Origin of the sequence: Zunongwangia sp. HRR-M8 (genome assembly GCF_027594405.1) — a bacterium.
Lineage (GTDB): Bacteria > Bacteroidota > Bacteroidia > Flavobacteriales > Flavobacteriaceae > Zunongwangia.
The window spans coordinates 2,741,909-2,767,733 of the sequence record NZ_CP115161.1 but is presented as its reverse complement, the minus strand read 5'-3'; the positions used below and the strand labels follow the sequence as shown (position 1 = coordinate 2,767,733).

Below are 25,825 nucleotides of genomic sequence, written 5' to 3'. Positions count from 1 at the left end.
TCGATGAAAAAGCTGGCATTAATTTTTATTTTATTCGGCACTATTTTTTCTAGTTTCAGCCAAGAAAAAAATGAAGATCCTGTTGATCAGATAAAAGAATTTCAGGAACAATTAAATGAAGAATACCTTAACCCTAAAGAGTCGCCTTTATCTGAAGAAGAACGTTTAGCGTTTAAAGGACATAAGTTTTATGACATCGATGCCTCATTTATAGTTGAAGCAGCTTTTGTAAGAACAGCTCTTGAGTCTCCTTTCAGAATGCAAACATCATCTGATCGTCGACCAATGTATGTAAAGTATGCCGATTTATATTTTACACTGAAGGGTAAAGAATTAAAACTAGCTGTTTACCAAAGTCAAACTTTAAAGGAAGATCCTAAATATTTTGATTATCTATTTTTACCTTTTACTGATGATACCAACGGAAAAGGTTCTTATGCTGGAGGAAGGTATATAGACTTAAAAATTCCTAAAGAAGGAACTAAAAAAATAATTTTAGATTTTAATAAAGCTTATAATCCATACTGCGCTTACAGCGGAGGATATTCCTGTCCTGTTCCTCCTGCTGAGAATCATCTTGATTTGAAGATCTCAGCAGGAGTAAAGGCTTATTAAGCAATGACAGGATGCACATTAATATGCATTAGTAAATTGGTTAGTTAATTGTTGATTTTTGATCGTTAGAATGAATAAATCGCTGCAATTAAAAAAGATGATAAATTATCCTGTGGCATAAGATCAGAATCTACAAATGGTTCAGCACCATCTACGCTATCTAATCTTAATTCAGGTTTTACAATTAAATTTCCGTAAGTATAGCTTCCAGTTAAAGTGAATGCAGTCGTAGTTGCATCTTCTGCGTAAACCACTCCGCCATCTTCTAATTCATTAAAATACTCAGCTCTAAGCCCCAGTCCAAAACTCTCTGTAAGGGAAATCTGTGGATAAATTGCAGCACCTGCAAAACCTGCACCGTCTGTTGTTTGGTAAGAACCATTAAAACCTAAATAGAATGTATCACTCAAGTCCCAACCTGTAGTAAGATCTATTTGAAACAATGCATCATCAGCCATTGTTTGTTCTCCGTAAATTAAATTAAGGTAGGCACTACCGGCATCGTTCGAATAACCTAACTGACCTCCAAAAGAATATTTTCCGATTGGATTATATTCTGTATAATCTGTTGGATTCATTACTGCTAACATAGCACTCCAATTTTCATCTATGGTGAAATCTGCTTTTAAACCAGTATGAGAAAACGGCCCATAAGAGAATAAATATGAGGTTGAATAGTTGAAGTTAGCTGCGGGAGAAATTACTTCGTAACCAAGAAAGGTATTAAAGTTACCCAAAGTTAATCTAACATTATCACTTACATTGTAGTACATATATAATTGGTTGATAATGTTTGAAGATCTATAAAAATCGCCTGCCTGCGGAGAATTAAATACCGCATCGGCTCCTCTTGGGCCATATACAAGATCGGCTACAAAACCCACTTTTTCTCCCTCATAACCAATAATAACGTTGGCCATACCTAAAGCAAATCCAGGTAAATTTGCGAAAGAAGAACCCGGCGCGGTACCAAGAAGTTCTTCACCAGCATCATTTACATCTTCTTTATTAAGGCCATTAAAGTTAGCTCGGTAATAAGCATCTACAGTACCTGAAATACTGATTTTTGATAAAAAACTTTCCTCTTCTTCTTCCTGAGCCTGTACATCTACATTTAGTACGGCTACCATTGATAATACTAGAAAAAGTCGGATATTTGCAAAATTGAATTTTGACATGTTTACATGAATTAGTTTGTTCGACAAAAAATGAATTAATAGTAAGCAGAAAGAAAAATTCTTAAAACGGGAGCACTCCGCCAAGTGCTCCTTTTTTATTTTTCAGTCTGTAAAAGTAAACGTGTGTTTGTTATGTTGTAAAAGTGGAATTGAATAAATATACTTTATTTATCTCTTCCAAATTCTGGGTAAGAATCTATACCGTGTTCGTGGATGTCTAATCCATCAAGCTCTTCTTTTTCAGTAACTCTTAGTCCCATAACAGCTTTAAGAATAGAAAGTAAGATAAAGGTTGTTATCATTGCCCAAGCTCCGATAGATACTACACCAATGGCCTGTACACCAAGTTGTGCAAATCCTCCGCCGTAAAGCAGTCCGCCATCAGTAGCAAAAACCCCTACCAATAATGTACCAACAGCACCAACAACTCCATGTACAGAGATTGCTCCCACAGGATCATCTATTTTAAGTACTTTATCAATAAATTCGATAGAGAATACTACAACAATACCAGAGATAATTCCGATAATAAATGCACCCATAGGGTCTACAGCTGCACATCCTGCGGTAATCCCTACAAGACCTGCTAAAGCACCGTTTAGGGTCATAGAAATATCGGCTTTGCCATATCTAATCCAAGTTAAAAATAAGGCAACTACGGCTCCGGCTGCAGCTGCAAGATTTGTGGTGATTACGATACCAGCCACATTATATGCACTATCTCCAGAAATCGCAAGTTCAGAACCTGGATTGAATCCAAACCAACCTAACCATAAGATAAATACCCCAAGTGCGCCATATAGCATATTGTGACCTGGTAGCGCATTTGATTTTCCATCGGTATATTTACCAATACGTGGCCCTACTAAAGCAGCAGCTACCAAAGCAGCCCAGCCACCTACAGAATGTACTACGGTAGAACCTGCAAAGTCTATAAATCCAAGACCAGTTAGCCAACCATCCCCTTGCCATACCCAATGTCCTGAAATAGGGTAGATAATAGTTGTTAGTAATAAGGAGAAAATTAAGTACGTAGAGAATTTTGTTCTTTCTGCAATAGCACCAGAAACGATTGTTGCGGCTGTTGCGCAAAAAACAGTCTGGAAGAATAAATTGTGCATATCGTCACGCACGTTATAGAACAAACTAGGTGTTCCTATAAAGCTGCCAATTGAATCTCCATACATAATGGTGTATCCAATAGCCCAAAAGGCTAAAGATCCTACAGAAAGATCCATAAGGTTTTTCATGATGATGTTAGAGGTGTTCTTTGCTCGCGTGAATCCAGCTTCTACTAGGGTGAAACCTGCCTGCATAAAGAAAACAAGTATTCCACAAATTACAATCCACATTAAATCTAATACAGCATCTGTTTCCATAATAATTTCGTTATTTCTTTGTTAGTTAGTTAATTATTTAAGGGAGTCGGTTCCTTTTTCTTTCGTACGTATACGGTAAGCTTCGTCGATTGTAGAGACGAAAATTTTACCATCGCCAACAGAACCGGTATAAGCAGATTCTAAAATGGCATTTACAGTTTTGTCCAGGAATTCATCCGAAACGATAATGGACAATTTTCTTCTTTGTATATCAGCGGTGCTGTAAGAAACCCCTCGATATACATGTCCTTGTTTTTCGTTTCCGACCCCTGTTACATCCCAGTACGTAAAAAAGACAACCTCAGAGCTGTGCAAGGCTTTTTTTACTTCGTCAAATTTTGACTTTCTGATAATAGCTTCAATTTTCTTCATAAGAATTTCAGGTTTAGTGATTTAAAAGTATTAAAAATTCTTAAATAAAGTTAAATAAATAGGGGGTAAGCTTAAATTAATGTGAATATGAGAATATAACCCCATTCATTTTATGGGGTAAGTAATTAAAAAGTCAATTTTGAAGTTTTCAGTAGAAAGTTAATAATGGCTATTAGCTAATTTTTGAAAGAAATAGGCCAAAAAATGTTGAAGAAATTCCAATAATTAGTGTTGCAAGCACATAAATCGCAAAATTATAATAGTCGCCGGATCTTAAAAGTGCTTGATTTTCAAAAGAAAAGGTAGAGAAAGTGGTAAATCCACCACAGAAGCCAGTGGCCAGAATTAAGTTTGTAGTGCTGTTAAGTGTGTTGTTTTTTATAGCAATGCCCAGAAATAATCCAATTAAAAAACTACCCAGAATATTTACTGTAAATGTTCCCCAGGGCAAGACAGTTCCGTTACTGTTCAGTGCTTTGCTAATTAGGTAACGGCAAACACTACCTAAGCCACCTCCTAAAAATACCAGCAACGCACTTTTAATCATTTTTTATTTCCTTTATAGGGATGTAGATATTAGTAATCCAGTCGGCGGGATTAACAGTTTCTATGGGATTGGTGATATATACTTCAAAGGCTTTAGCATCTTGAGCGATTTCTAATCCGTTTTCGTCAATATATTTATATGCTTTTTTCCAGGCTTCTTCGATATTATCATATTTACCTTTAAGTACCGTTTTCAATACTTTTTGATTAGGCATACTTCCATTTAGAACATCAGCATCTATAGGTGTACGAACTTCATTCGGAGTAAAATATCCTGCAGAAAATATAGCAGAATTGTTAGATTGGTTCCATTCATTATAAATTACAACCGGGTTCCCTAATTTCTCGAAACCCTGAGTTTCCATAAAATTTGAAACTTCAGTAATCATTGGTCGCATTTTACTGTTTACCTGGCTTATTTTGCTTGCAGTAGTCATATACATGTAATAACCACCACCATGATTAACGACACCATCTACGGTAATGCTATATTCGTTCATTTTGTTATCGATGACTTTTTGCATTGCCGCTAATCCTTTGCTTATTTCTGGTTGAATTCTTTCAGCTAAAGTTTGGTCTTCAAACAACGACCAAAATTTCTCTTTAAAACTTTGCGAACCTGTGATAGTCCATGTCACCTGGGTTTTGTTATTTTCCAAAGGATCAAAGTTCCATGAAACCTTATTGTTAGCTTCTCCTAATAAATTAGAAATCTTAATTTTCTGAGTAATTTCTGAAAATGGTTTTGATTCAATGGTTTTTAAGCGCCCTTCACCAATAGGTCCATTCTCCCAGGCGTAAGATGCCCCAACGCCTTTAATAGTATCCCCAAAACTAATATTTGCTTTTGAAGTTGTAGACCAGGGTGCCCAATATTGCCAATTCTCAAAGTTGTTAACCTCGTTAAATATTAACTCTTGAGGAGCGTCAAATACTTGTGTTTCTTCAACTTGAAAATTTCCATCTTTAGTTGCTATATATATAGATGCTCCTATAAGAACAATTAGAAGTAGAAATAGTAGATATTTAAAAATCTTCATAGTTACGATATCACAATTACTGCTAATATAAGAAAATAGCCGATAGCCTACTCATTCAGATATACCTTAATTATAAAGAGTAAAGCTATAAATGCAATAAATCCTAATAATATAAAAATACTGTTTTTATAGTATTTCCGGTGTAGTTTTAAATCCTTTCGATACATAAAGACCATTACTACTATAAAAGTAACCAGAAAAAACCCTGCAAATATCCACTGTCCTGTACTAAACATTTTGTCTATTTTTATGCAAATTTAAATGAATAAGCTAAAAAAGACATGAAAAAAAGAATCGAAGATGTTACGCAATTTCATAATGCATTTGGTTTAGGTATTAGTGAACATCCAAAAGCCAGTTTGGGCGAAGCAAAAAACAAACTTCGTTTTGAATTAATGAAGGAAGAAAATGAAGAATATCTAGAAGCTGCTGAAAATAATGATCTCGTTGAGGTAGCAGATGCGCTTGGTGATATGCTTTATATCTTATGCGGAACTATTTTAGAGCACGGAATGCAGTATAAAATTGAAGAAGTATTTGAAGAAATCCAGAAAAGCAACATGAGCAAATTGGGTAGCGATGGAAAACCAATATATCGTGAAGATGGGAAAGTTTTAAAAGGACCAAATTACTTTAAACCCAATATTAAGGCCATCTTGGATAAATAAGTTATCGAAATTCCAAAATATGGGGAGGCTCGTAGCGATAATTCTCTAATCTAAATTGATTATCGGTGTTTACATCAAAATCTAATACGTTACGACCTCTTCCTGGAATCTCTGGAAATATGGCGAAGGATAGGCGAATATTATCAAAAACAAAATAATCGTTACTTATTAAAACTCCTAATCCAAATTTGGTATAGAGATCATTTTTAAAAAAAGGAGCAGGTTCTTCACCGATAAAGCCAAGATCGAAATTAACAAACGGACTCATCCTAAAACCTAACCAATTAAATGGTACGTAAGATTGTGTTTGAAAATTAAAAACAAATTTACGTGTTCCGTAGACTTCATGAGTATCAAAACCATAAATTCCGTCCCTGTCATTTATTGATATTCTATCATTAATAAAGTCTTTCCGTTTGATGCCTACCACCATATTTGTTCTAATAAACTGCCTAAAAAACCAACTTCCGATCCTAAAAATAGGGGTGAAGTAGGTGTTCTCTAGTCTGAATAAAGATTGTCTCGCGGCCCCATCTCTAAAATAACTTCCGTAGCCAATATTGGTCGCCAGATATCCGAAGTTTTTTATATAATCTGAAAAAGTTAAATCTACTCCCAAATAGAGAAAATTTTGAGTATTCGAATTTCGTTGTACTCCCGCATTCAGAATGTAACTATAGCCAAGGGAAATATCTTCAATATCTCCATTTCTAAATATATAGCGATCACGGGCAAAATTTATATTTCTAACTCCTATAGATCCTAATAGAACGTTACTGTTTGTAAAATAAGAAACAGAATCGATTTGCTCCCCAGGCCTGTCCATATAAAATCTTTTCGTAAATCGCCCTGCAACAACTAAGTTAGTAGGTAATTTTTTTTCAGAATCTTTATTAGCGATAGGGATAGCGTAAGCACCCCATATATTAAAGTCTCTAAATTTTAAAGGTTCCCTTAAAAGTGTGTCCAGCTCTTCATGATAAATATCTTCCTTGTAAAGATTTTCGCCAATACTAATTTGCCCGGCCCATCGTGCGTAGGGAGAGTAGAACTCGCGATCTATACTAGCATAGTTTTTATATGATTTATCGACTTCCAGATCTCTTAGGGCTTCAGCATTAATATAAGTATAGAATAGATTTTGCGCTCGATAACCAATGGTATATCCAATGCCTATTTCATCATCATAGCCTTGTTTGTAGGCTAATGTAGTGCGATGTCCCAGACCAAAGCTGTTATATTCCCGAAGTCGTAATTCTCCTTTATGGCTTGAAATATCTCCGTCTACAGATAAACTCCAGCTATCTAAAACATACACATATAAATCTACACTATTAGGATCTTCGTCCAAAAGAACAGGTCTAATTAACGCTCTTCTTATGTATTTTTGAGCTCTTAGTACACGCTCCGATTCCAATATTTGTAAAGAATCCAGTTTAGTATTTTTTTCAATAAGCAAAAGCCCTCTAACAGTAAAACTTTTGGTGCGTGCGTGCAAGACGTTTCCTATTTTTTGAATCCCCTTTGTAGGATGTACGGTAGTATCTTTTTCGCTATAGCCAAAAGGGTCTAAAGAGTTAATTTTTATATCTCTTATTGTTTTACCTTGATATTGCGTAAAATCCCGCTGTAATTGATTTTCTATTTTTTTTGCGGCTTTTTTAGAATTTGCGGGATCTACAGGATCGAACATCAAATCGTAAAGCATACGAGTAAATTTGCTGTTCTTAGTTCTTTCTTGCAGTCGTTTATAAAAGTTGAGATCTTTTGCTAATTGGGTAGAATCGCGAACGGGAAAACGACTTAAACTGTCGTTTTGAGCAGATACCGAAAAGCAGCAGAATAATATTAATATAAAAGCGTATCTCAACTCATATTCCTTTTTCCATATCGCGACAAACTTATGTAATTTTTTCTAATCGAAATATTTAGTCTATGTTAAAGCCTGGAATGATATTTAAAATAAAAATGCGCTGAATTTCAGCGCATTTAATAGAAAACTTAAAATCAGGTTTACTTAACAGCATGTCTCCATCCAAATTTATCTTCAGCCTGATTGTATTGTATTTTTAATAAGCGATCTTTAAAAGATTTCGCATAAGAATCTTCTATGCTAGGTAACTCATATTTCTCACCTTTATAACCAAATCCTAAAATAGGAGTAACAACCGTTGCAGTTCCAGATCCAAAAATCTCTTTAAGCTCCCCAGATTTAGCAGCTTCTATAATTTCAGAAACCTTGATTCTTCTAATGTCAACTTCTATATTAGCATCTTTTGCAAGATCGATAATACTTTTACGGGTTATACCGTCTAGAATTCTATCGCTGGTAGGTGCAGTTACTAATTTATCTCCTATTCTAAAGAAAACATTCATTGTTCCTGCTTCTTCCAGGTATTCATGCGTATTTGCATCGGTCCAGATAATCTGCTGGTATCCTTCTTTATGCGCTATATCTGTAGGGAAAAATTGAGCTCCGTAATTACCTGCTGCTTTAGCGAAACCAACGCCACCATCGGCAGCACGGCTGTAATCTTCAGAAATTTTAACTCGTACTTCTCCGCTATAATAAGCCTGCGCGGGAGAACATAAGATCATAAATTTGTATTCACTTGCGGGAGATGCAGAAACTCCAGCTTCGGTTGCGATTACAAAAGGACGTAAATACATCGAATTTCCAAATCCTTTTTGGATCCATTCTTTATCCAGTTTTAATAATTCTTCCAGACCATTAAAAAAATGACCTTTAGGAAATTCAGGAATTGCAAGACGATTACTAGATTTATTAATTCGTTCAAAATTTTGCTCTGGTCTAAAAAGCCAAATTTGATCATCATTGTCTTTATAGGCTTTCATACCTTCAAAAACAGCTTGGCCATAGTGAAAAACCTTTGCAGATGGATCCATGGATAAAGGTCCATAAGGGACTATTTCAGGAGTTTGCCAGGAACCATCTTTATAATCGCAAACCATCATGTGATCGGTAAATACTTTACCAAATGTAAGATTGCTAAAATCTGTTTCAGATAATTTAGAAGTAGATGTTTTTGTGATTTTTACTTTCGTTGCGATGTTTTCCATTGTGTTTTATTTAAGAACTTCAAATTTACCTAAATAAAAACAAATTTAAAATCTAAAGTTTTGGTAATTTTGATGCTATTAATTGCTTAATAATCCATTTTATCAATGAAAAAAATAATCTATTCAGCACTAATTTTCTGTTCGATATTAGCTTGCAAAAATTCAGAAGAAAATAAAGTTGAAGATACAAACAGCCTCGAAGTTTCAGAAAAAGAAAAAACTAAAGATGTTGCATACGCAAGCTATGGAGAAGAAATTTCTGCGGAAGATGCTTTGGATGCAGAAGCTATTGCCGCCGATTACAAAAAGCTGAAACCAGGCGATACGATTGCTACAAGTTTTAGATCTACAGTAAATGCGGTTTGCAAAAAGAAGGGCTGTTGGATGAATTTAGAAATTCCGGGGGATGAAGTTGTGAGTGTAAAATTTAAAGATTATGGATTTTTTGTGCCAAAAGATATAGAAGGCAAAGAAGCTGTAGTTGAAGGGGTAGCATTTATTCAGGAAGTCTCTGTTGAAGATCAAAAGCATTATGCAAAAGATGCGGGAAAAACTGAAGAAGAGATTGAAGCAATTAAAGAACCTAAGCACGAATTTGCTTTTATGGCAAACGGTGTTCTTTTAAAAAAATAATTTTTTGGAGCGAAAGATCATAAAAACCGGCGATGGTTCTTCTACGATCCATATCCCAGAATGGAATGAGCAATACCATTCTAAACACGGAGCTTTGCAGGAGGCTATGCACGTTTTTATTAAAATGGGCTTGGATTTTTGGGTTGCCGAAAATAAAAAATCTGAAATTTCTATTTTGGAGATAGGCTTTGGCACGGGTTTAAACGCGCTACTTACTAATTTATATAGCACTAATCTTAAAGTGCAGTATACGGGAGTTGAAGCATATCCGGTAAAACCTGAAGAATTGGCGGTTTTAGGCTATGCATCAGTTTTACCAAATTTTGAAAAATCTGAGCGTATTTTCAATGAAATGCATCAGATAAACTGGGAAGAATTTAGTGAGATAGAATCAAATTTCAGTTTAAGAAAACAGGAAAAAACATTTCAGGAAATCAAAGATAAAGAATTTTATGATCTTATCTATTTTGATGCTTTTGGCGCTAGAGTGCAGCCAGAGTTATGGACCGATGTTATTTTTGAGAAAATGTTTTTGGCCTTAAAAACTAATGGTGTTTTGGTTACTTATGCTGCTAAAGGTAGTGTGCGTAGAGCTATGCAGGCCGTAGGATTTCAGGTAGAGCGTTTGCCTGGTCCTCCAGGAAAAAGGGAAATGTTAAGAGCCGTTAAAAATTGAGATCATTAGCTGTTAAACCTCGCTAAATCAATTTTAAAATTAATTGATAAGCACTACCTTCAAAAGAAAAAAATGCGAGTATTAATAACTGGGGCGACTGGTCTTATCGGGTCTAAAATTTCATCTTTATGTCATGAGAAAGGCATTGATGTAAATTATCTTACGACAAGCAAAGATAAAATTGAGCATAAAGATCATTATCGTGGATTTTTGTGGAATCCTGAAAAAGGTGAAATAGATAAGCGAGCGATTGAAAATGTAGATGCTATCATAAATTTGGTTGGTGCCAGTATAGCACAACGATGGACAGATGAAAACAAGCGTAAAATTTTAGATAGTCGGGTAGAAAGCACCAATCTTTTGTTCGACACTCTTTCTAAAAATGAACATCAAATCAAGCAAATAGTATCTGCCAGCGCTATTGGAGTTTATCCAAGTTCTTTACAGAAACTTTATTTTGAGGATGAAGATGGAGTAGACGACTCTTTTGTAGGTAAAGTTGTGGTTAAATGGGAAAGCGCTGTGAACAACTTTAAAGATTTGGGCTTAAAAGTTTCTAAGATAAGAATTGGGCTTGTAATGGCGAAAAATGGCGGAATGCTAGAAAGGCTTAAAGAGCCTGTGAATTTTAATATAGGTGCTCCTTTAGGTAATGGAAAACAATGGCAATCCTGGATTCATATAAGTGATCTCACAAATATTTTTATGTATGTTTTAGAAAACGGACTTACTGGAACATTTAATGGTGTTGCACCAAATCCAGTGACTAATAAAGAAATGACTAAAGAGGTGGCTAACCAATTAAATAAACCACTTTGGTTGCCTAATGTACCCGGATTTGTGCTAAAAACTTATTTTGGTGAAATGGCAACGCTTTTACTTTCCAGCCAATTAGTAAGTAGTAAGAAAATCGAAGAGCAGGGGTACCATTTTCAATACCTTCATTTACAACCCGCTTTACATGATTTACTCTAAATTCAAAAGAATAGTTATAAAAAAAGGCTAGCAATTTAAATTGCTAGCCTTTTTTTATAATCTTAACTTAGATAAATTAAGCTTTCTTATTTGCTTTAATATCTAGTTTTAAAGTGATATCATCATAAATGAATTTATCACCTAAACCATCAAATACAGATTTAGAACCGTAATTTACATTCCAGTTTGTACGATCGATTTTAAACTCTTCGCTAGAGATCTCGTATCCGCTATCAGTTTTGTTAATAGATACTGGGAAAGAAATGTTTTTAGTTTCATCTTTAATTGTTAGATTACCTTCTAACATCATTTTTCCTTCAGTTTCAGAAATTCCAGTTACTTCAAAAGAAGCATCAGGATATTCGTTCACGTTAAAGAAATCACCTTCTTTACCTTCAACAGTACCCATTAAGTGAGCTTCTAAGCTTTTCTTATCGTCACCTTCTAAATCAGTAACTTCGATAGAAGTCATATCGATAGTAAAGTTTCCGCTTTCGATAATGCTATCATTAGCCATAAAAGTACCTTCTGATACCTGGATAGTTCCAGTGTGTTGTCCAGTTGGTTTTTCTCCAATCCAGCTAATTGTAGATGCAGTAGTATCTACTGTATATTCCATAGATTCAGCAGTTGCTTCTGCCGCTTCTTTAGCATCTTCAGCAGATGTTTCTTGGCCGTTGTTATTTTTACAACTTCCTAGACCTACGATAAGGCTTAACGCCATAAATCCTTTTACAATGTTTTTCTTCATCTTTTTAGAAATTTAGTTTTTTGCAATTTGGTTGAGCGGCAAAAGTACAATGAAATAAAAATAATAGTACTAAAATAATATTAAAAAATATCTGTGACATTTTGACACAATCCTAGGAATGGCAATAAATTTGTCTATACTATTGCATCAAAAATTGAGATAAGACAATGACAAAGAAAGCTAACGATAAAGATCAAAATTCTGTAAAAGATCAGGTAGAGGAAAATATCGATAAAGCAATCGAAGAAGTAGAGAACGAGAAAGCCGAAAAGGCTGAGGATAACGATAATGCTGAAGAAGAAATTTCTGAAACCGATAAATTAAAGGAAGAAGTACAAAAAGAAAAGGACAAGTTTTTACGCCTTTTTGCTGAATTTGAAAATTTCAAAAAGCGTACTTCTAAAGAAAGATTAGAGCTTTTTAAAACCGCCAATCAAGATGTGATGATTGCCATGTTGCCAGTTTTAGATGATTTTGACAGAGCTTTAATTGAAATTAAAAAGACAGAAGACAAAAACCTTTTGAAAGGCGTAGAGCTTATTCATACTAAATTTAGTGAAACGCTTAAAAATAAAGGTTTAGAACCTGTAGAAGTGAATAAAGGAGATGTATTTGATGCTGATATTCACGAGGCGATAACTCAAATTCCGGCTCCTAGCGACGATCTTAAAGGTAAAATCGTTGATGTTGTAGAGCAGGGATATAAATTAGGGGAGCGCATAATTCGTTATCCAAAAGTTGTTACCGGTAAGTAAACCGAAACAGCTTGAAAAATAACAAATTTTAGACATGAAAGAAGATTATTACGACATATTAGGTTTAAGTAAAGGTGCATCTGCAGCTGAAATAAAGAAAGCTTATCGAAAGATGGCAATCAAATATCACCCTGATAAAAATCCAGGTGATACAGAAGCTGAGAATAAATTTAAAAAGGCAGCTGAAGCTTACGAAGTTCTAGGAAACGAAGAAAAACGCGCAAAATACGATCGATTTGGTCATCAGGCTTTCGACGGCGGCTTCGGCGGAGGCGGCGGAGGTGGTATGAATATGGACGACATATTCAGCCAATTTGGTGATATCTTCGGTGGCGGCGGCTTTGGCGGCGGCGGATTCTCTGGTTTTGGTGGTTTTGGCGGCGGTGGTCAACGTCGTGCTAAAGGTAGCAATCTAAGAATTCGTGTTTCCCTAACCTTAGAAGAAATCGCCAATGGTGTCGAGAAAAAGATAAAAGTTAAAAGAAAAGTTCAGGCAGCCGGCACAACCTACAAAACCTGTTCAACTTGTAATGGTACGGGACAGGTAACACGTGTAACCAATACTATCCTCGGAAGAATGCAAACTGCTTCACCTTGTACAACTTGTGGAGGTAGTGGACAAATGATCGATCAAAAGCCTGCTGATGCCGATGCGCAAGGTCTAAAAGTACAGGAAGAAATGGTTTCCATCAAAATACCTGCTGGTGTTGAAGATGGGATGCAATTAAAAGTTTCTGGAAAAGGTAATGAAGCGCCAGGTAATGGTATTGCAGGAGATCTTTTAGTAGCTATAGAAGAAAAACCACATGATAGCCTTCAACGGGAAGGTGATAATTTGCATTACGATCTCTATGTAAGTATTTCTGAAGCTGCATTAGGTGCATCCAAAGAAATTCAAACCGTTAATGGTAAAGTACGAATTAAAGTAGAACCCGGAGTTCAGTCTGGAAAAATACTTAGGTTAAGAGGCAAAGGTGTAAGTAATTTAAATGGTTACGGCAAAGGGGATTTACTGGTTCATGTAAATGTTTGGACGCCAAAAACGCTAACAAAAGAACAAAAAGAGTTTTTCGAGAAGATGGCTAATGACGAGAACTTCCAGCCAAATCCCGAAAAAAGTGATAAATCATTTTTTGAAAAAGTTAAAGATATGTTTTCTTAAAACCTTGATTTTAAGAAAAAATTTATATATTTGATTCTCACTAAGACTTTTAGTGATAATTTTTCTTTTTCATAGCAATTTTTTTCCCATCCTTAATTTTTTTGAGGGTGGGTTTTGTTTTTTAACAATCTCGTTAAACCTATTATAAACCTGCTTTAAAAATTCTTTTTTAATGGTTTTTGTTTTTTAATTTCCTAAAAAAATAAAATCATGAAAAAGAAAACTTTACTTTTAACGATGTTGTTAGGATTTATAACAACTCTTACATTCGCTCAGGAAAAAGAATTCTTCTCTTCTGTAGATGATACTGAAAATTATTCAGCTTTAGAACTGGCACAAAATGACGATCAATTTTCTATATTCTTAAGTTTCTTAGAAGCATCTGGTTTAGATACTTCCATGGAGTATGCTGATGGGTTTACAATATTTATGCCCACTAATGATGCTTTTGGCGAGATGAAAGTGAATAAATTATCAGAACTTACAAGTGCCGATAATAAAGCGAAATTGATCGAATTTGTAAAGCATTATATTGTGCCAGAAAAGATATATAAGAATCAATTTAACGATTCCCAGGTAATTAGTGTGTCAGACGATCAAGCCATTAAAATTAATACAGAGATGAATGGAAATAGTGTATCAATCGGAGGTGCTAACATTATAAGCAGTGACATCGAAACCAAAAATGGAATAATACATGTGATCGATCAGTTGCTAACTGCAACAGATTATTTCTCAAGTTCTTACTAAAATTCTAAAAATTTAGATAAAAAAACCTGCTCCTTTACAGAGCAGGTTTTTTTATTCAATGCTGAAATTAAATATTCCATGCATTTTTTAAGTGTCTATAAGGATTTGAATATCTTTACACCTTCAAAATAAATTTATGGAAAATCTCTTGGTTGCAGAGAATGTCTACAAACAGTTTGGAGGTTATACTGCACTTAATAATGTTTCGATTACTATACCAAAAGGCAGCATTTTTGGTTTGCTAGGGCCAAATGGAGCGGGTAAGACAACTTTTATTAGAATCATTAACCAAATAACGATGCCAGATAAAGGTAGCGTATATTTAGATGGAAAACCCTTGCATCAAGATGATATTCGGCATATTGGTTACTTGCCAGAAGAGCGGGGCCTTTATAAATCTATGAAGGTTGGAGAGCAAGCCATGTATCTAGCAAGACTAAAAGGACTTTCTAAAGCAGAAGCAAAAGAGCGTCTAAAATATTGGTTCGAAAAATTGGAGATTACCGAATGGTGGGACAAAAAAATTCAGGAATTATCTAAAGGAATGGCACAAAAAGTTCAGTTTGTGATAACCGTTTTACATGATCCCAAATTATTGATTTTTGATGAACCTTTTAGTGGATTTGATCCTGTAAACGCTAATATTATAAAGCGTGAAATCTTGGAGCTGAAAGAAAAGGGAGCAACAATTTTATTTTCTACCCATCGTATGGAAAGTGTAGAAGAGCTTTGCGATTATATGGCTTTGATTAATAAATCCAATAAATTGCTAGACGGTAAAGTTTCAGAAATTAAAAAAGAATATAAAAATAATACTTTCGAGGTTGGGTTGGAAACCAATAATGAAGAAGCATTATTGCAAGAATTACAGGATAAGTTTAAAATTGGGAAAGCGAATTTTAAAAGTATAAACGACGATTTAAAGATTAGTATTCAACTTAATCCCATGGATAATCCTAATGATTTAATTCAATATTTGTTAACTAAAGCTAGAATAAATCATTTTGTAGAAGTTATACCTTCTGTAAACGATATCTTTATCAAAACAGTGACCCACAATGCGTAGTTTAAAACTTATCATACAAAGAGAGTATTTAGCAAGAGTTCGCAATAGAACTTTTATTGTAATGACATTCTTGAGTCCTGTAATTTTAGTGGGAATGTTTGCATTGATCGCCTATTTGAGTATGTTGAATAGCAGCGAACAGCGTATCATAGGATTGCATGATGAAACAGGTTTATTTCTGAAGGAATTTCAGGATGATGAAAACTTGCAATACCTGAATTTTTCAGATAAAGAATTAACAGAGGCTAAAAAAATTGTTCGTGAAAATGAATATTATGGTCTTATCCATATTCCTAACGCCGATAATCATAATGAGCTTACCGGTAAGGTTGAATTTTTTGGTGAAGAATCGCCAGGTTTAGGAACCGTACAGCATATCGAGAAAATAATTGCAGATAAATTGCAACGAAATGAACTTATTTCTAGAGGTATAGATGTAAGTCAGATCGATTCAGCAAAAACAAAAGTGAACGTAGAAATACAAAATTTCTCGGGAGAGCGTACTTCAAAAATGGTGAATTACCTCAGGATGTTTTTTGGTGGTGCAGCTGGTTATTTACTAATGATGTTTATTATTATTTATGGGAATATGGTAATGCGTTCGGTGATTGAAGAGAAAACCAACCGTATTATAGAAATTATAGTTTCTTCTGTAAAACCAATTCAGCTAATGCTAGGAAAGGTATTGGGAACATCACTAGCCGGAATTACACAGTTTACAATTTGGGTGATTTTAGGAGGAATCTTGTATACAATTGCTGGTTTATACTTCGGTATTGATCTAATGAATGCGCAACCTTCGCAAGCAAACCTTAATGAAATAAATATTCCGGAAATAAACCAAATTGTAGCAGATGTACTCAATCTGCCAATTTTGAGTTTAATCATTTATTTTCTTATTTACTTTTTGGGAGGATATTTCTTATATAGTGCTATTTATGCATCGATAGGAGCTGCGGTAGATAGTGAAACCGATACACAACAGTTTATGTTCCCTGTGATTATACCGTTAATGCTGGGGATCTATGTTGGTTTTTTCGCGGTTATAGAAAATCCGCATGGAACGGTAAGTACCATTTTTTCTATGATTCCGCTTACTTCTCCTATTGTTATGTTAATGCGTATCCCATTTGGCGTGCCATGGTGGGAAATTTCACTTTCTATTCTTATATTGCTTATAACCAATGCCGGAGTGGTATGGCTTGCAGCCAAAATTTATCGCGTTGGTATATTAATGTATGGTAAAAAAGCCAGTTATAAAGAAATTTACAAGTGGTTGAAATATTAAAATGCAGAACAACGATACAGCAAATCAAATTTCTGAAGTATTAGAGCAGGACATTTGGGGTAATATCAAAAACTTCTTAAATTTTCCTATACTTCAAAAACCATTTGAATTAACCGTAGGTACGGTGATTCTAGTAATTTTTGTTTTCGTATTAACCTCAGTGTTATTGCGTGTTATTCGTAATTTCATTGCTGGGAAACTTTTAGATGAGGATAAATTAAAGTTTATAAGTGTCTTTAAGTTTGTAAAATATGTGGTTTATCTCATCGTAATTTTAATCACCTTGAGCTCTACCGGTATCGATATTTCGATATTACTTACTGCTTCAGCTGCATTATTTGTTGGTGTTGGTCTTGCATTGCAAGAATTATTTCAGGATATAATTGGTGGTATTTTTATCATTTTAGACAAATCTTTATTGGTTGGTGATATTATCGAAGTCGATAATAAAGTGGCCAGAGTTTTCGAAATTAAATTAAGAACCACTCGTGCACTTACAAGGGACGATAAGGTAATGATTATCCCCAATCATAAATTTATTAGTGATACAGTCTATAATTATACCCAAAATCATAGAACAACAAGAGAGAATGTAAAGGTTGGCGTTGCCTATGGTAGCGATACTAAGAAAGTGCAACAACTTTTGTTAGACTGCGTTGCAAAACAAAAAGGTATTCTAAAAACACCAAAACCGTTTGTTCTATTCGAAGATTTTGGAGATTCAGCTTTACTCTTCGGGCTTTACTTTTATTTAAGTGATAGTTTCACAGATCCTAAAGTTAAAAGTGAATTACGGTTTAAAATAGACGACAGTTTTAGGCAAAACGGAATTACAATCCCTTTCCCGCAAAGAGATGTCCACATGTTCTATCCAAATAATACCGAAAAAGAATGATATGAAAAAACCTTTAAAGAAGCTTTTATTTTTAGCATTGATCGTTTTTGGTTCAATTTCAGCAAAGGCTCAGTTATCTGATTTGGCTAGAGTAGAATATACTTATTTTCCACAATCAAGCTCAGATAATTCTTTTAGAAGGTTTAGAACATTCGCCAATTTCCCCATAGAATTAGGTAAAGAAGGAACATATTTAGTACCCGGCTTAGAATATAGAAATGTAAATTTTAAGTTTGAAGATAATACCGATTTTGGAACCTATCATCTAAATAGATTTCAATCTTTTACCGCAACGCTCGGCTATGTTTTTAATTGGAATGAAAACTGGAAAGTAGCCATACAAACCGGAGCAAAAGCAGCTTCAAATTTTTCTACAAACAAACTTCTCAATGATGATTTAATTTATAAAGGAGCGATTTATCTGATTAAAATTAAAAAAGGGGAAAATATCGAAAAGCCTACTCGATTAATTTTAGGTTTAAATTATTCTACAACAGCAGGATTTCCATTTCCGTTACCAGTAGTCAATTATTACAAAGAATTTCGACCCCAATGGTCGTACATGCTTGGAATTCCTAAAACTAATATAAAATATAACCTAAATGACCAAAATGTCTTGCAGGCTTTTGTAACTTTAGATGGCTTTTATGCAAACGTTCAGGATAATTTTGATGCTACTCCTTTTGATCAAGGTGATAAACATGCCAATAGCATGTCGATGACAATTGTTTTGGCAGGTTTAGGATACGAATATAGTATCACAGAGCATCTAGCCTTTTATATTTATGCAGGCCATACACTTATGAATGATATTCGCTTACGTGATGATGATAGAGAAGATGTTTATACCATTAATGATGTAAATACTTTTTATACACGAAGCGGACTTAAATTTAGCTTATTTTAATGTCAAAAATTTTATTAATAGAAGATGAAGCAGCCATTAGACGGGTGCTAGTTAAAATTCTACACGAAGAAAATAAAGACTATAACGTTACTGAAGCCGAAGATGGTTTGATAGGAATGGAATTGATCAAAAAAGAGGATTTCGATCTTGTACTTTGTGATATTAAAATGCCTAAAATGGATGGCGTAGAGGTTTTAGAAGCAACAAATAAAATAAAGCCCGAAATTCCTTTTTTAATGATTTCTGGACATGGGGATTTAGATACTGCGGTACAAACCATGAGAATGGGCGCATTTGATTATATTTCTAAACCGCCAGATTTAAACAGACTCCTTAATGCTGTTCGTAATGCATTAGATAGAAAAGAATTGGTACAGGAAAATGCCCGACTTAAAAAGAAAGTGGGCAAAAACTTCCAAATGATTGGTGAATCTGAAGAGATTAACCGAATTAAAGATATTATTGAAAAAGTTGCGCCTACTGAAGCCCGAGTATTAATTACAGGATCAAACGGAACCGGAAAAGAACTTGTTGCGCATTGGTTGCACCAAAAGAGTGATCGTTCTAAAGGTCCTATGATTGAAGTGAACTGTGCGGCGATACCTTCAGAATTAATAGAAAGTGAACTTTTTGGTCACGTGAAAGGAGCTTTTACTTCAGCAAATAAAGATCGCGCGGGAAAATTTGAAGCTGCTAACGGCGGTACCATTTTTTTGGATGAAATTGGGGATATGAGCCTTTCTGCACAGGCAAAAGTACTTCGTGCATTGCAGGAAAATAAAATTTCCAGAGTTGGTAGTGATAAGGATATAAAAGTAAATGTACGTGTGGTAGCGGCTACCAATAAAGATCTTAAGAAAGAGATTGAAGATAAAAAATTCAGGGAAGATTTATATCACAGGTTAGCGGTAATACTTATTGAAGTTCCATCACTTAATGATCGAAGAGAAGACATTCCGCTGTTAATAGACTACTTTTCTGAAAAGATTGCTACGGAACAAGGAACCAATAAAAAGACTTTTACTACAGAGGCACTTAATCAATTGAAACAATACGATTGGACGGGTAACATTAGGGAGCTAAGAAACGTTGTAGAACGTCTATTAATTCTTGGTGGTAAAGAGATTACAGAAGAAGATGTAAGTCTCTTCGCGAGTAAAGTATGATCTAGAAAAAATAAAAAGCTGAATCTTAGGATTCGGCTTTTTTATTGAGCGTATTTATTAATTACTAGCCACCTATTGCCTGCACTCAAAATGGTTAGGACAGTTCCACCTTCTATGTTTGAAACTGTACTATTAGTGGTAACGTCAAATAAGTCATCTCCGTTAACAAAATCCAATGGCTTATCGGAAGTAGTAGACCAGCAGGCCAAAATAATTGTTCTGCCTTTATTTTCTGAAGCATCGGGAATTTTGATGCTACTTAAGCTATTATTGATCCTTAAAGCACCTAGATCTTCTTGTATAATAAAAGTTCCGGTAGTGCTGGTTGAAGAAACGTACGGGTAGAAAGTTGGTGGTCGCCATCTTAATTTTCCATCTTCAGCAAGTGCTAAGATCATATTTTCTAATCCTCTTTCCGAAGGAAAAATATATTCTACAGAAGGTGTTGCACCAATCCCTAATCGCCCCGCAAAATAGCCTGCAAACACATTAGCGTTCCGATCGCCTTCAGCCATGGCATAAACTCCGTAAATATTACCCTGTGCGGTTGAACTCCCAATTATTGAATACATGCCATAATTATTGCTTTTAGCTCCATATGTACGCCCAACACGATTAAAGAATCCATAGATATCGTTTGTTCCTGTATTCTGAAAGGTTTCATTGAAAATACCGTAATGAACTCCAGATCCTGTTCCGTTTACGTTATTTTTAATTCCGTATTTTGTTCCGTTAGTAGCACTTCGGTTGGTATTTTCTATCCCATAAGTGGTCTTTAGATTTTCTTCAGAATTTTGATTGTCTATTTCTATTCCTTTTTTAATTGAATCATCTTCGTGTTCGCGCACTTCAATCTGTATTTTAGACTCAACTTCATCGGTGCCAATACCAACATTTCCGGTTCTATAGAGAGGATCTTCAATATTATTTGGGGATTTTCCAGTGTCAATTCCGTAAAAATTTGCTTCAGAAAATTTTCCTTTAATAGATGTCCATGTTTTCTCTTCAGCATTCCAAAAGTAAAAGCCTTTAGCGTAATTTTGAATATCGGTATTAAGATAAACCATCATTCCATCTTGTACATCGGCGGGATCATTAGAGGGAAATTTAGATATACGCGGAATCAATATTCCGTCTGTAACAGAAGGATTTTTGGCATCTGAACTTTTAATATCTAAAGAAGCTTTAGGATCATCTGTATTTATACCTACCTGAGCATTAGTGGAAAGAATAAGAGCGAACAACGAAAAAATAAAGAATTGACTTTTCATAAGTAGTTGATTTTAAATTACTTATAAAGCCTCGGTTTTTTGGGTTATGCAGAGAATTTCTTCTAATTTATATTATAAAACCCTTTTAATCAATGTGTTGTGAGTTAATTCTATTTTAATTTTTTATAAAACTATGCTAATTCCTTCAATTTATCCTGAAGAATTTTGATTTCATCTCGCAACCTGGCTGCTTCCATAAAATCAAGTTCTTTAGCAGCAGTTTCCATGGCTTTTCTCTTTTCTTTTATTTTTTTGTCGATTTGCGGTTTTGTTAAATAAGCACCTTCTTCTTCTGCAGCTTGCATTGGCGGCTTCTTATCACCTTCAAAAATCTCTAGTTTCTTTTTTACAAGAGTAGAGGTTTCTAATTTCTTCGTTAGCGGTTTAGGAGTGATGTTATGAGCCTTGTTATAATTTATTTGCTTTGTACGACGATATTCGGTTTCGTCCATAGTTTTTTGCATACTGTCTGTAATTTTGTCAGCATACAAAATAGCTTTTCCTTCAACATTACGGGCGGCACGTCCTATAGTTTGCGTTAAGGATCGATTGCTTCTTAGGAATCCTTCTTTATCAGCATCAATTATGGCAACAAGGGAAACTTCAGGTAAGTCCAATCCTTCTCTTAAAAGGTTTACTCCAATTAAAACATCAAATAAGCCACGGCGTAAATCCTGCATAATTTCAACACGCTCTAAGGTATCTACATCGCTATGAATATAGCGGCATCGAACATCGATTCTGGTTAAATATTTAGCTAATTCTTCCGCCATTCTTTTAGTTAAGGTCGTAACTAAAGTTCTTTCATCCTTTTCAACTCTTATCTGAATTTCTTCAATTAAATCATCAATTTGGTTTTGGCTGGGACGCACTTCAATAACTGGATCTAATAATCCGGTAGGTCGTATCACCTGTTCCACGTAAATACCTTCACTTTTCTGAAGTTCATAGTCGGCAGGAGTAGCACTTACATAAATCACTTGATTTTGAAGCATCTCAAATTCTTCGAATTTCAATGGACGATTGTCCATCGCCGCGGGAAGTCTAAATCCATAATCTACTAATGTTTCTTTTCGCGAACGGTCACCACCGTACATCGCGTGTACTTGTGGTATGGTTACGTGAGACTCGTCTACCACCATTAAAAAATCATCTGGGAAATAATCTAAAAGGCAGAAAGGTCTTGTTCCCGGTTGGCGACCGTCAAGATAACGAGAGTAGTTTTCTATACCCGAGCAATAGCCAAGTTCTCTAATCATTTCAAGATCGAAATTGGTTCTTTCATCCAGCCTTTTCGCTTCAAGATGTTTACCAATATCTCTAAAATAATCAACCTGTTTTACTAAATCATCCTGAATGCTACGTATTGCATTTTGTAGAACATCAGGTGAGGTTACGAACATATTTGCAGGGTAAATATTTAATCGTTCGTATTTTTCAAGAATATCATTAGTAGCCGGATTAAAAGCTTCTATTTCTTCAATTTCATCTCCAAAAAAATGAATTCTGAAAGCATTATCCGCATAACTAGGAAATACATCTACGGTATCGCCTTTTATTCTGAAATTTCCGTGAACAAATTCTGCTTCGGTTCGAGAGTATAGACTCTGTACCAGGCTGTGCAGAAATTTGGTTCGGGAAATTTCCATATCTCTTTCAATGGAAACTACATTCTTTTTAAATTCAACCGGGTTACCAATACCATAAAGACAGGAAACCGAAGCGACAACGATCACATCACGCCTTCCGCTAAGCAGAGAAGAAGTGGTACTTAATCGTAGTTTTTCAATCTCTTCGTTTATCGAAAGATCTTTTTCAATATAGGTGCCAGATGAGGGAATAAACGCTTCCGGTTGGTAATAATCGTAGTAACTAACAAAATATTCTACCGCATTATTTGGAAAAAATTGTTTGAATTCTGAATACAACTGGGCTGCAAGTGTTTTGTTATGGGCTAGCACCAGGGTAGGCTTTTGCACTTTTTCAATCACGTTTGCAACGGTAAAAGTTTTACCCGATCCGGTAACACCAAGTAAAGTTTGAAACTGGTCGTTTCTTTCTATTCCGTTTACCAATTGCTTAATCGCGTTGGGTTGATCTCCGGTAGGTTTATATTCAGATTCAATATTAAATTTCATGCGTTCTTTTTCTTAGCCTTACGAAGTTAAGCAATAAATGTGCCTATTCAAATAGGGCTTAGAAATTTATCGTATTAGGCTAAAATGACCTTTAAAAATCTTCCCATTTTCTAACTCTACCTTAAACCAGTAATCATCTTCCGGAAGTATTTTACCTTTAGAAGTTCCATCCCATCCTTCATCTCCAGGTTGTAATCTTGCGACCAGAACACCATACCTGTCATAAATCTGAATGTCGCTTTTGGCTTGTATTTTAGAATTTATTCCTTTTATCCTCCAATAATCATTACTGCCATCGTTATTAGGTGTGAAAAATTTATCATAGCCTATTATAGCCACTTCAGTTTCTATAATTCCGCAACCATTTTTATCCTGAATAAAAAAAGTAACAAATCCCGAAGGAACATTTTCAAAAACATTATTATCCTGAAAATTTTCTGGGCTCTCGATAGCATACTCATAGTTACCTTCACCTTCTGCAAATATTGTAACGATGTTATTATTTGAGATATCTTTTACTTCTGGATCTCTGGCTATTTTAGCAATATTCGATATCTCTACCTTAAATTCTTTTTCTGAAGAACACGAAAGTCCGTTAGCTGTATTTGTAACCATCAATCGATAAGTGCCAGTTTCTGTAATATTTATAGAACTTCCAGAACCTAAGCTGATAAATGATCCTGAAGATTCTTTTTGCCATTCGTAGCTACTGAAGTTTGCCGCCTTTATTTGTAAATTACTTTTATTTAAGCACAAATTATAAAGATCTTTTAATTGAATTTTAGGATTTTCGCGTACAATTAATTCTACACTTTCGATACCCTGGCATTGATTGTCTATTTCTAATCTTGCATAAATACTTGTGGTGCTTGTTATAAATTCATTACCTAAAGCATCAATTTCTAGTGAAGCATTTTCTAGAGTTTCATAAAAATTGACTTCTAAGTTTTGGTAGCTTTCAGCAATTTTGTCCAGATTAAAAATGCCTAAAATTTGTTCATCACTTTCACTAATATTACAGCTATAATACGGGCCGATTTCTGGTAAGCTCGCAGTAGTAGGTTCTACCTGAAGTAATAAGTTTGATGTTGAAAAGCAACCAGTTTTCTCATTTAAAATTTGCACTAACAGATTTTGTTGAAAAGGAATATTATTTGAAAAACGCTCAGGATTTTCTATTGGATTGTTGTTATTAAAATCAGACTGGTTTTTGAAAAATGAAAAAACATATGAAGAATCTGAAGAAGCTATAAAGCTATTAGCTTCAGTTAAATTAACACGAGTAAGACCATCTGTCGAATTTCCCAAATCTACATCGCACTGAATTAACGTATAATCGTTAACAATCGGAGTAGGGGTGAGTTCCAAAGAAATATTTGATATACTGAAACAACCCAAATCATTAAGTTCAGTAACACGAGCATAAATTTCCGTTGGATTTGCGGTATAATTTTCTGCTAACAAGTTTGTATTATTTATTGCTGAAATACTATCCTTATGGAAGCTTAAGTGATAATCATTTTTGTTTAAATTATTTAAAATTTCAGATGAAATAGAATTCAGGTCAAAAATTTCTTCGCCATTATTACCAATATCGCATGTAGTGAGCGTCACATTCTCCTGCACAGCGGGACCGCGATTTACTTCAAGATCTAACTCTACAATTTCGTAACATTCTACTTGTGGATTAGAAACTCTAGCAAAAATTGTGGTAGAATTGGCAGTTTTGTAATATTGATCGAGAGCATTGATTTTATCATTTGCATCGGCTAGAGAAGAATAGAAGATAACATTATCAGTCTTGTTTGTTCTAATCTCATCTATTTTACTAAAAAGATCAAATTCAGCTTGATTTTCGATAGCACAAGCTATCATGGGATTAGGGGTATTTGCTGTCACACCTTCTGGGAATGCATTTCCGTCTTGCATAGCAGTACCATTCCATTCCAGATCAAAAGTGCTGTTTCCTATAGGCCTGTCTATCACTAGAAAATAAGTTTCCCCTTCTTTTACTTCCAAATTTTTAACAAAATTATCGCCGTCGGGTCCCGGACCTTCAAAATATTCATGACTGGTTTCGTTCATTCCTGTAATATTACTCGAACTTCCTGCTGCATTGGGATTGGTAGTAGAACATCTAATACTTGTTCCTAAATTATCACAGCTGGCATTAGGGCCAAAAATAAAAAAGTCGTAATCTACTTGAATATTTCTACTGGTAGGTGTTAATGTAAAACCTAAAGTACCGCTTTGGACAATTTCAATTTTTAACCAGATACTGTTATGCTCGTAACTGTTGCAGCTATTTAAACTATTGATCTCTTCTATGCCGGCTCCAATAGCGTTTGAAGATATCGCTCCATTGCCACAAACTAAAATAGCGTTACTACAATCGTTGGGTAGTTTATTTTGAGCCTTACAAACTAGCGGTAATGCTCCTAATAATATAACGATTAGGAGCGTGTAAACTTTGAGCATCGACAAATAATTAGATAATTCCTCAAGTTATAAAA

The 25,825-nt window shown here is 34.7% G+C and carries 24 protein-coding genes; 13 read left to right on the top strand and 11 right to left on the bottom strand.

Annotated features, from left to right (window positions below; genetic code table 11):
• The first annotated feature begins 3 nt into the window (after window positions 1-3).
• A complete protein-coding gene (locus PBT89_RS11945; RefSeq protein ID WP_270062105.1) occupies window positions 4-615 on the top strand; it encodes a DUF1684 domain-containing protein in 612 nt (203 codons plus the stop codon).
• A 65-nt stretch (window positions 616-680) separates the two neighbouring features.
• On the opposite strand, the gene PBT89_RS11940 is transcribed toward PBT89_RS11945, so the two are convergent.
• The 5 genes from PBT89_RS11940 to PBT89_RS11920 form a co-directional block, all read right to left on the bottom strand.
• Window positions 681-1,793, bottom strand: coding sequence for a porin (locus PBT89_RS11940; RefSeq protein WP_270062104.1), 1,113 nt, complete (start codon window positions 1,791-1,793; stop codon window positions 681-683).
• Window positions 1,794-1,957: 164 nt separating this feature from the next.
• Entirely contained in the window at window positions 1,958-3,172 is a 1,215-nt protein-coding gene (locus tag PBT89_RS11935; protein ID WP_270060663.1) for an ammonium transporter, read from the bottom strand.
• A gap of 33 nt (window positions 3,173-3,205) precedes the next feature.
• On the bottom strand, window positions 3,206-3,544 hold the full coding sequence (locus tag PBT89_RS11930) for a P-II family nitrogen regulator (protein ID WP_270060664.1): 339 nt from the start codon (window positions 3,542-3,544) through the stop codon (window positions 3,206-3,208).
• 172 nt (window positions 3,545-3,716) lie between these two features.
• Window positions 3,717-4,091: a fluoride efflux transporter CrcB gene (crcB, locus tag PBT89_RS11925; protein ID WP_270062103.1), complete on the bottom strand. Its 375-nt coding sequence runs from the start codon at window positions 4,089-4,091 to the stop codon at window positions 3,717-3,719.
• Window positions 4,084-5,130, bottom strand: a complete 1,047-nt coding sequence (locus PBT89_RS11920; RefSeq protein ID WP_270062102.1) for an SRPBCC family protein — start codon at window positions 5,128-5,130, stop codon at window positions 4,084-4,086. The genes crcB and PBT89_RS11920 overlap by 8 nt, the downstream gene beginning before the upstream one ends.
• A gap of 281 nt (window positions 5,131-5,411) precedes the next feature.
• On the opposite strand from PBT89_RS11920, the gene PBT89_RS11910 reads away from it, so the two are divergent.
• Window positions 5,412-5,798 carry a nucleoside triphosphate pyrophosphohydrolase family protein gene (locus PBT89_RS11910; RefSeq protein ID WP_270062100.1) on the top strand — a complete coding sequence of 129 codons (387 nt, stop codon included), beginning with the start codon at window positions 5,412-5,414 and terminating at the stop codon, window positions 5,796-5,798.
• Between the two features lies 1 nt (window position 5,799).
• On the opposite strand, the gene PBT89_RS11905 is transcribed toward PBT89_RS11910, so the two are convergent.
• Complete coding sequence (locus PBT89_RS11905) at window positions 5,800-7,506, bottom strand: hypothetical protein (protein WP_270062099.1); 1,707 nt, start codon at window positions 7,504-7,506, stop codon at window positions 5,800-5,802.
• A gap of 305 nt (window positions 7,507-7,811) precedes the next feature.
• On the bottom strand, window positions 7,812-8,879 hold the full coding sequence (locus tag PBT89_RS11900) for a branched-chain amino acid aminotransferase (protein WP_270062098.1): 1,068 nt from the start codon (window positions 8,877-8,879) through the stop codon (window positions 7,812-7,814).
• 105 nt (window positions 8,880-8,984) lie between these two features.
• Here PBT89_RS11900 and PBT89_RS11895 point away from each other — a divergent pair, with 105 nt between their 5' ends.
• The 3 genes from PBT89_RS11895 to PBT89_RS11885 all read left to right on the top strand — a co-directional run bounded on the left by PBT89_RS11895 (window position 8,985) and on the right by PBT89_RS11885 (window position 11,163).
• Complete coding sequence (locus tag PBT89_RS11895; protein ID WP_270062097.1) at window positions 8,985-9,512, top strand: DUF4920 domain-containing protein; 528 nt, start codon at window positions 8,985-8,987, stop codon at window positions 9,510-9,512.
• A 4-nt stretch (window positions 9,513-9,516) separates the two neighbouring features.
• A complete protein-coding gene (gene mnmD / locus PBT89_RS11890; protein ID WP_270062096.1) occupies window positions 9,517-10,188 on the top strand; it encodes a tRNA (5-methylaminomethyl-2-thiouridine)(34)-methyltransferase MnmD in 672 nt (223 codons plus the stop codon).
• 72 nt (window positions 10,189-10,260) lie between these two features.
• On the top strand, window positions 10,261-11,163 hold the full coding sequence (locus tag PBT89_RS11885) for a TIGR01777 family oxidoreductase (RefSeq protein ID WP_270062095.1): 903 nt from the start codon (window positions 10,261-10,263) through the stop codon (window positions 11,161-11,163).
• 76 nt (window positions 11,164-11,239) lie between these two features.
• Here the strand turns inward: PBT89_RS11885 and PBT89_RS11880 are convergent, their stop codons facing one another.
• On the bottom strand, window positions 11,240-11,914 hold the full coding sequence (locus PBT89_RS11880) for a YceI family protein (RefSeq protein ID WP_270062094.1): 675 nt from the start codon (window positions 11,912-11,914) through the stop codon (window positions 11,240-11,242).
• Window positions 11,915-12,081: 167 nt separating this feature from the next.
• Between PBT89_RS11880 and grpE the strand changes: the two genes are divergently transcribed.
• From grpE to PBT89_RS11840, 8 genes are all read left to right on the top strand, one after another.
• Entirely contained in the window at window positions 12,082-12,669 is a 588-nt protein-coding gene (grpE, locus tag PBT89_RS11875) for a nucleotide exchange factor GrpE (protein WP_270062093.1), read from the top strand.
• 34 nt (window positions 12,670-12,703) lie between these two features.
• A complete protein-coding gene (gene dnaJ, locus PBT89_RS11870; RefSeq protein WP_270060676.1) occupies window positions 12,704-13,831 on the top strand; it encodes a molecular chaperone DnaJ in 1,128 nt (375 codons plus the stop codon).
• A 210-nt stretch (window positions 13,832-14,041) separates the two neighbouring features.
• Entirely contained in the window at window positions 14,042-14,581 is a 540-nt protein-coding gene (locus tag PBT89_RS11865) for a fasciclin domain-containing protein (RefSeq protein WP_270062092.1), read from the top strand.
• 136 nt (window positions 14,582-14,717) lie between these two features.
• Window positions 14,718-15,647 carry an ABC transporter ATP-binding protein gene (locus PBT89_RS11860; RefSeq protein ID WP_270060678.1) on the top strand — a complete coding sequence of 310 codons (930 nt, stop codon included), beginning with the start codon at window positions 14,718-14,720 and terminating at the stop codon, window positions 15,645-15,647.
• Window positions 15,640-16,935 carry an ABC transporter permease gene (locus tag PBT89_RS11855; protein ID WP_270060679.1) on the top strand — a complete coding sequence of 432 codons (1,296 nt, stop codon included), beginning with the start codon at window positions 15,640-15,642 and terminating at the stop codon, window positions 16,933-16,935. Before PBT89_RS11860 ends, PBT89_RS11855 begins: the two co-directional genes overlap by 8 nt.
• Before the next feature lies 1 nt (window position 16,936).
• Window positions 16,937-17,830: a mechanosensitive ion channel family protein gene (locus PBT89_RS11850; RefSeq protein ID WP_270060680.1), complete on the top strand. Its 894-nt coding sequence runs from the start codon at window positions 16,937-16,939 to the stop codon at window positions 17,828-17,830.
• A gap of 1 nt (window position 17,831) precedes the next feature.
• Window positions 17,832-18,737 carry a DUF6268 family outer membrane beta-barrel protein gene (locus PBT89_RS11845; protein ID WP_270062091.1) on the top strand — a complete coding sequence of 302 codons (906 nt, stop codon included), beginning with the start codon at window positions 17,832-17,834 and terminating at the stop codon, window positions 18,735-18,737.
• The gene (locus PBT89_RS11840) at window positions 18,737-19,903 is read left to right on the top strand and encodes a sigma-54-dependent transcriptional regulator (protein WP_270062090.1); all 1,167 of its coding nucleotides are present in this window, start codon (window positions 18,737-18,739) and stop codon (window positions 19,901-19,903) included. The genes PBT89_RS11845 and PBT89_RS11840 overlap by 1 nt, the downstream gene beginning before the upstream one ends.
• Window positions 19,904-19,944: 41 nt before the next feature.
• Here the strand turns inward: PBT89_RS11840 and PBT89_RS11835 are convergent, their stop codons facing one another.
• From PBT89_RS11835 to PBT89_RS11825, 3 genes are all read right to left on the bottom strand, one after another.
• Window positions 19,945-21,174, bottom strand: coding sequence for a hypothetical protein (locus PBT89_RS11835; protein WP_270062089.1), 1,230 nt, complete (start codon window positions 21,172-21,174; stop codon window positions 19,945-19,947).
• Window positions 21,175-21,305: 131 nt separating this feature from the next.
• Window positions 21,306-23,312 (bottom strand): excinuclease ABC subunit UvrB, encoded by a 2,007-nt coding sequence (gene uvrB / locus PBT89_RS11830; protein WP_270062088.1) that lies wholly within the window; start codon window positions 23,310-23,312, stop codon window positions 21,306-21,308.
• Between the two features lie 66 nt (window positions 23,313-23,378).
• Window positions 23,379-25,790: a T9SS type B sorting domain-containing protein gene (locus PBT89_RS11825; protein ID WP_270062087.1), complete on the bottom strand. Its 2,412-nt coding sequence runs from the start codon at window positions 25,788-25,790 to the stop codon at window positions 23,379-23,381.
• Window positions 25,791-25,825: the final 35 nt, after the last annotated feature.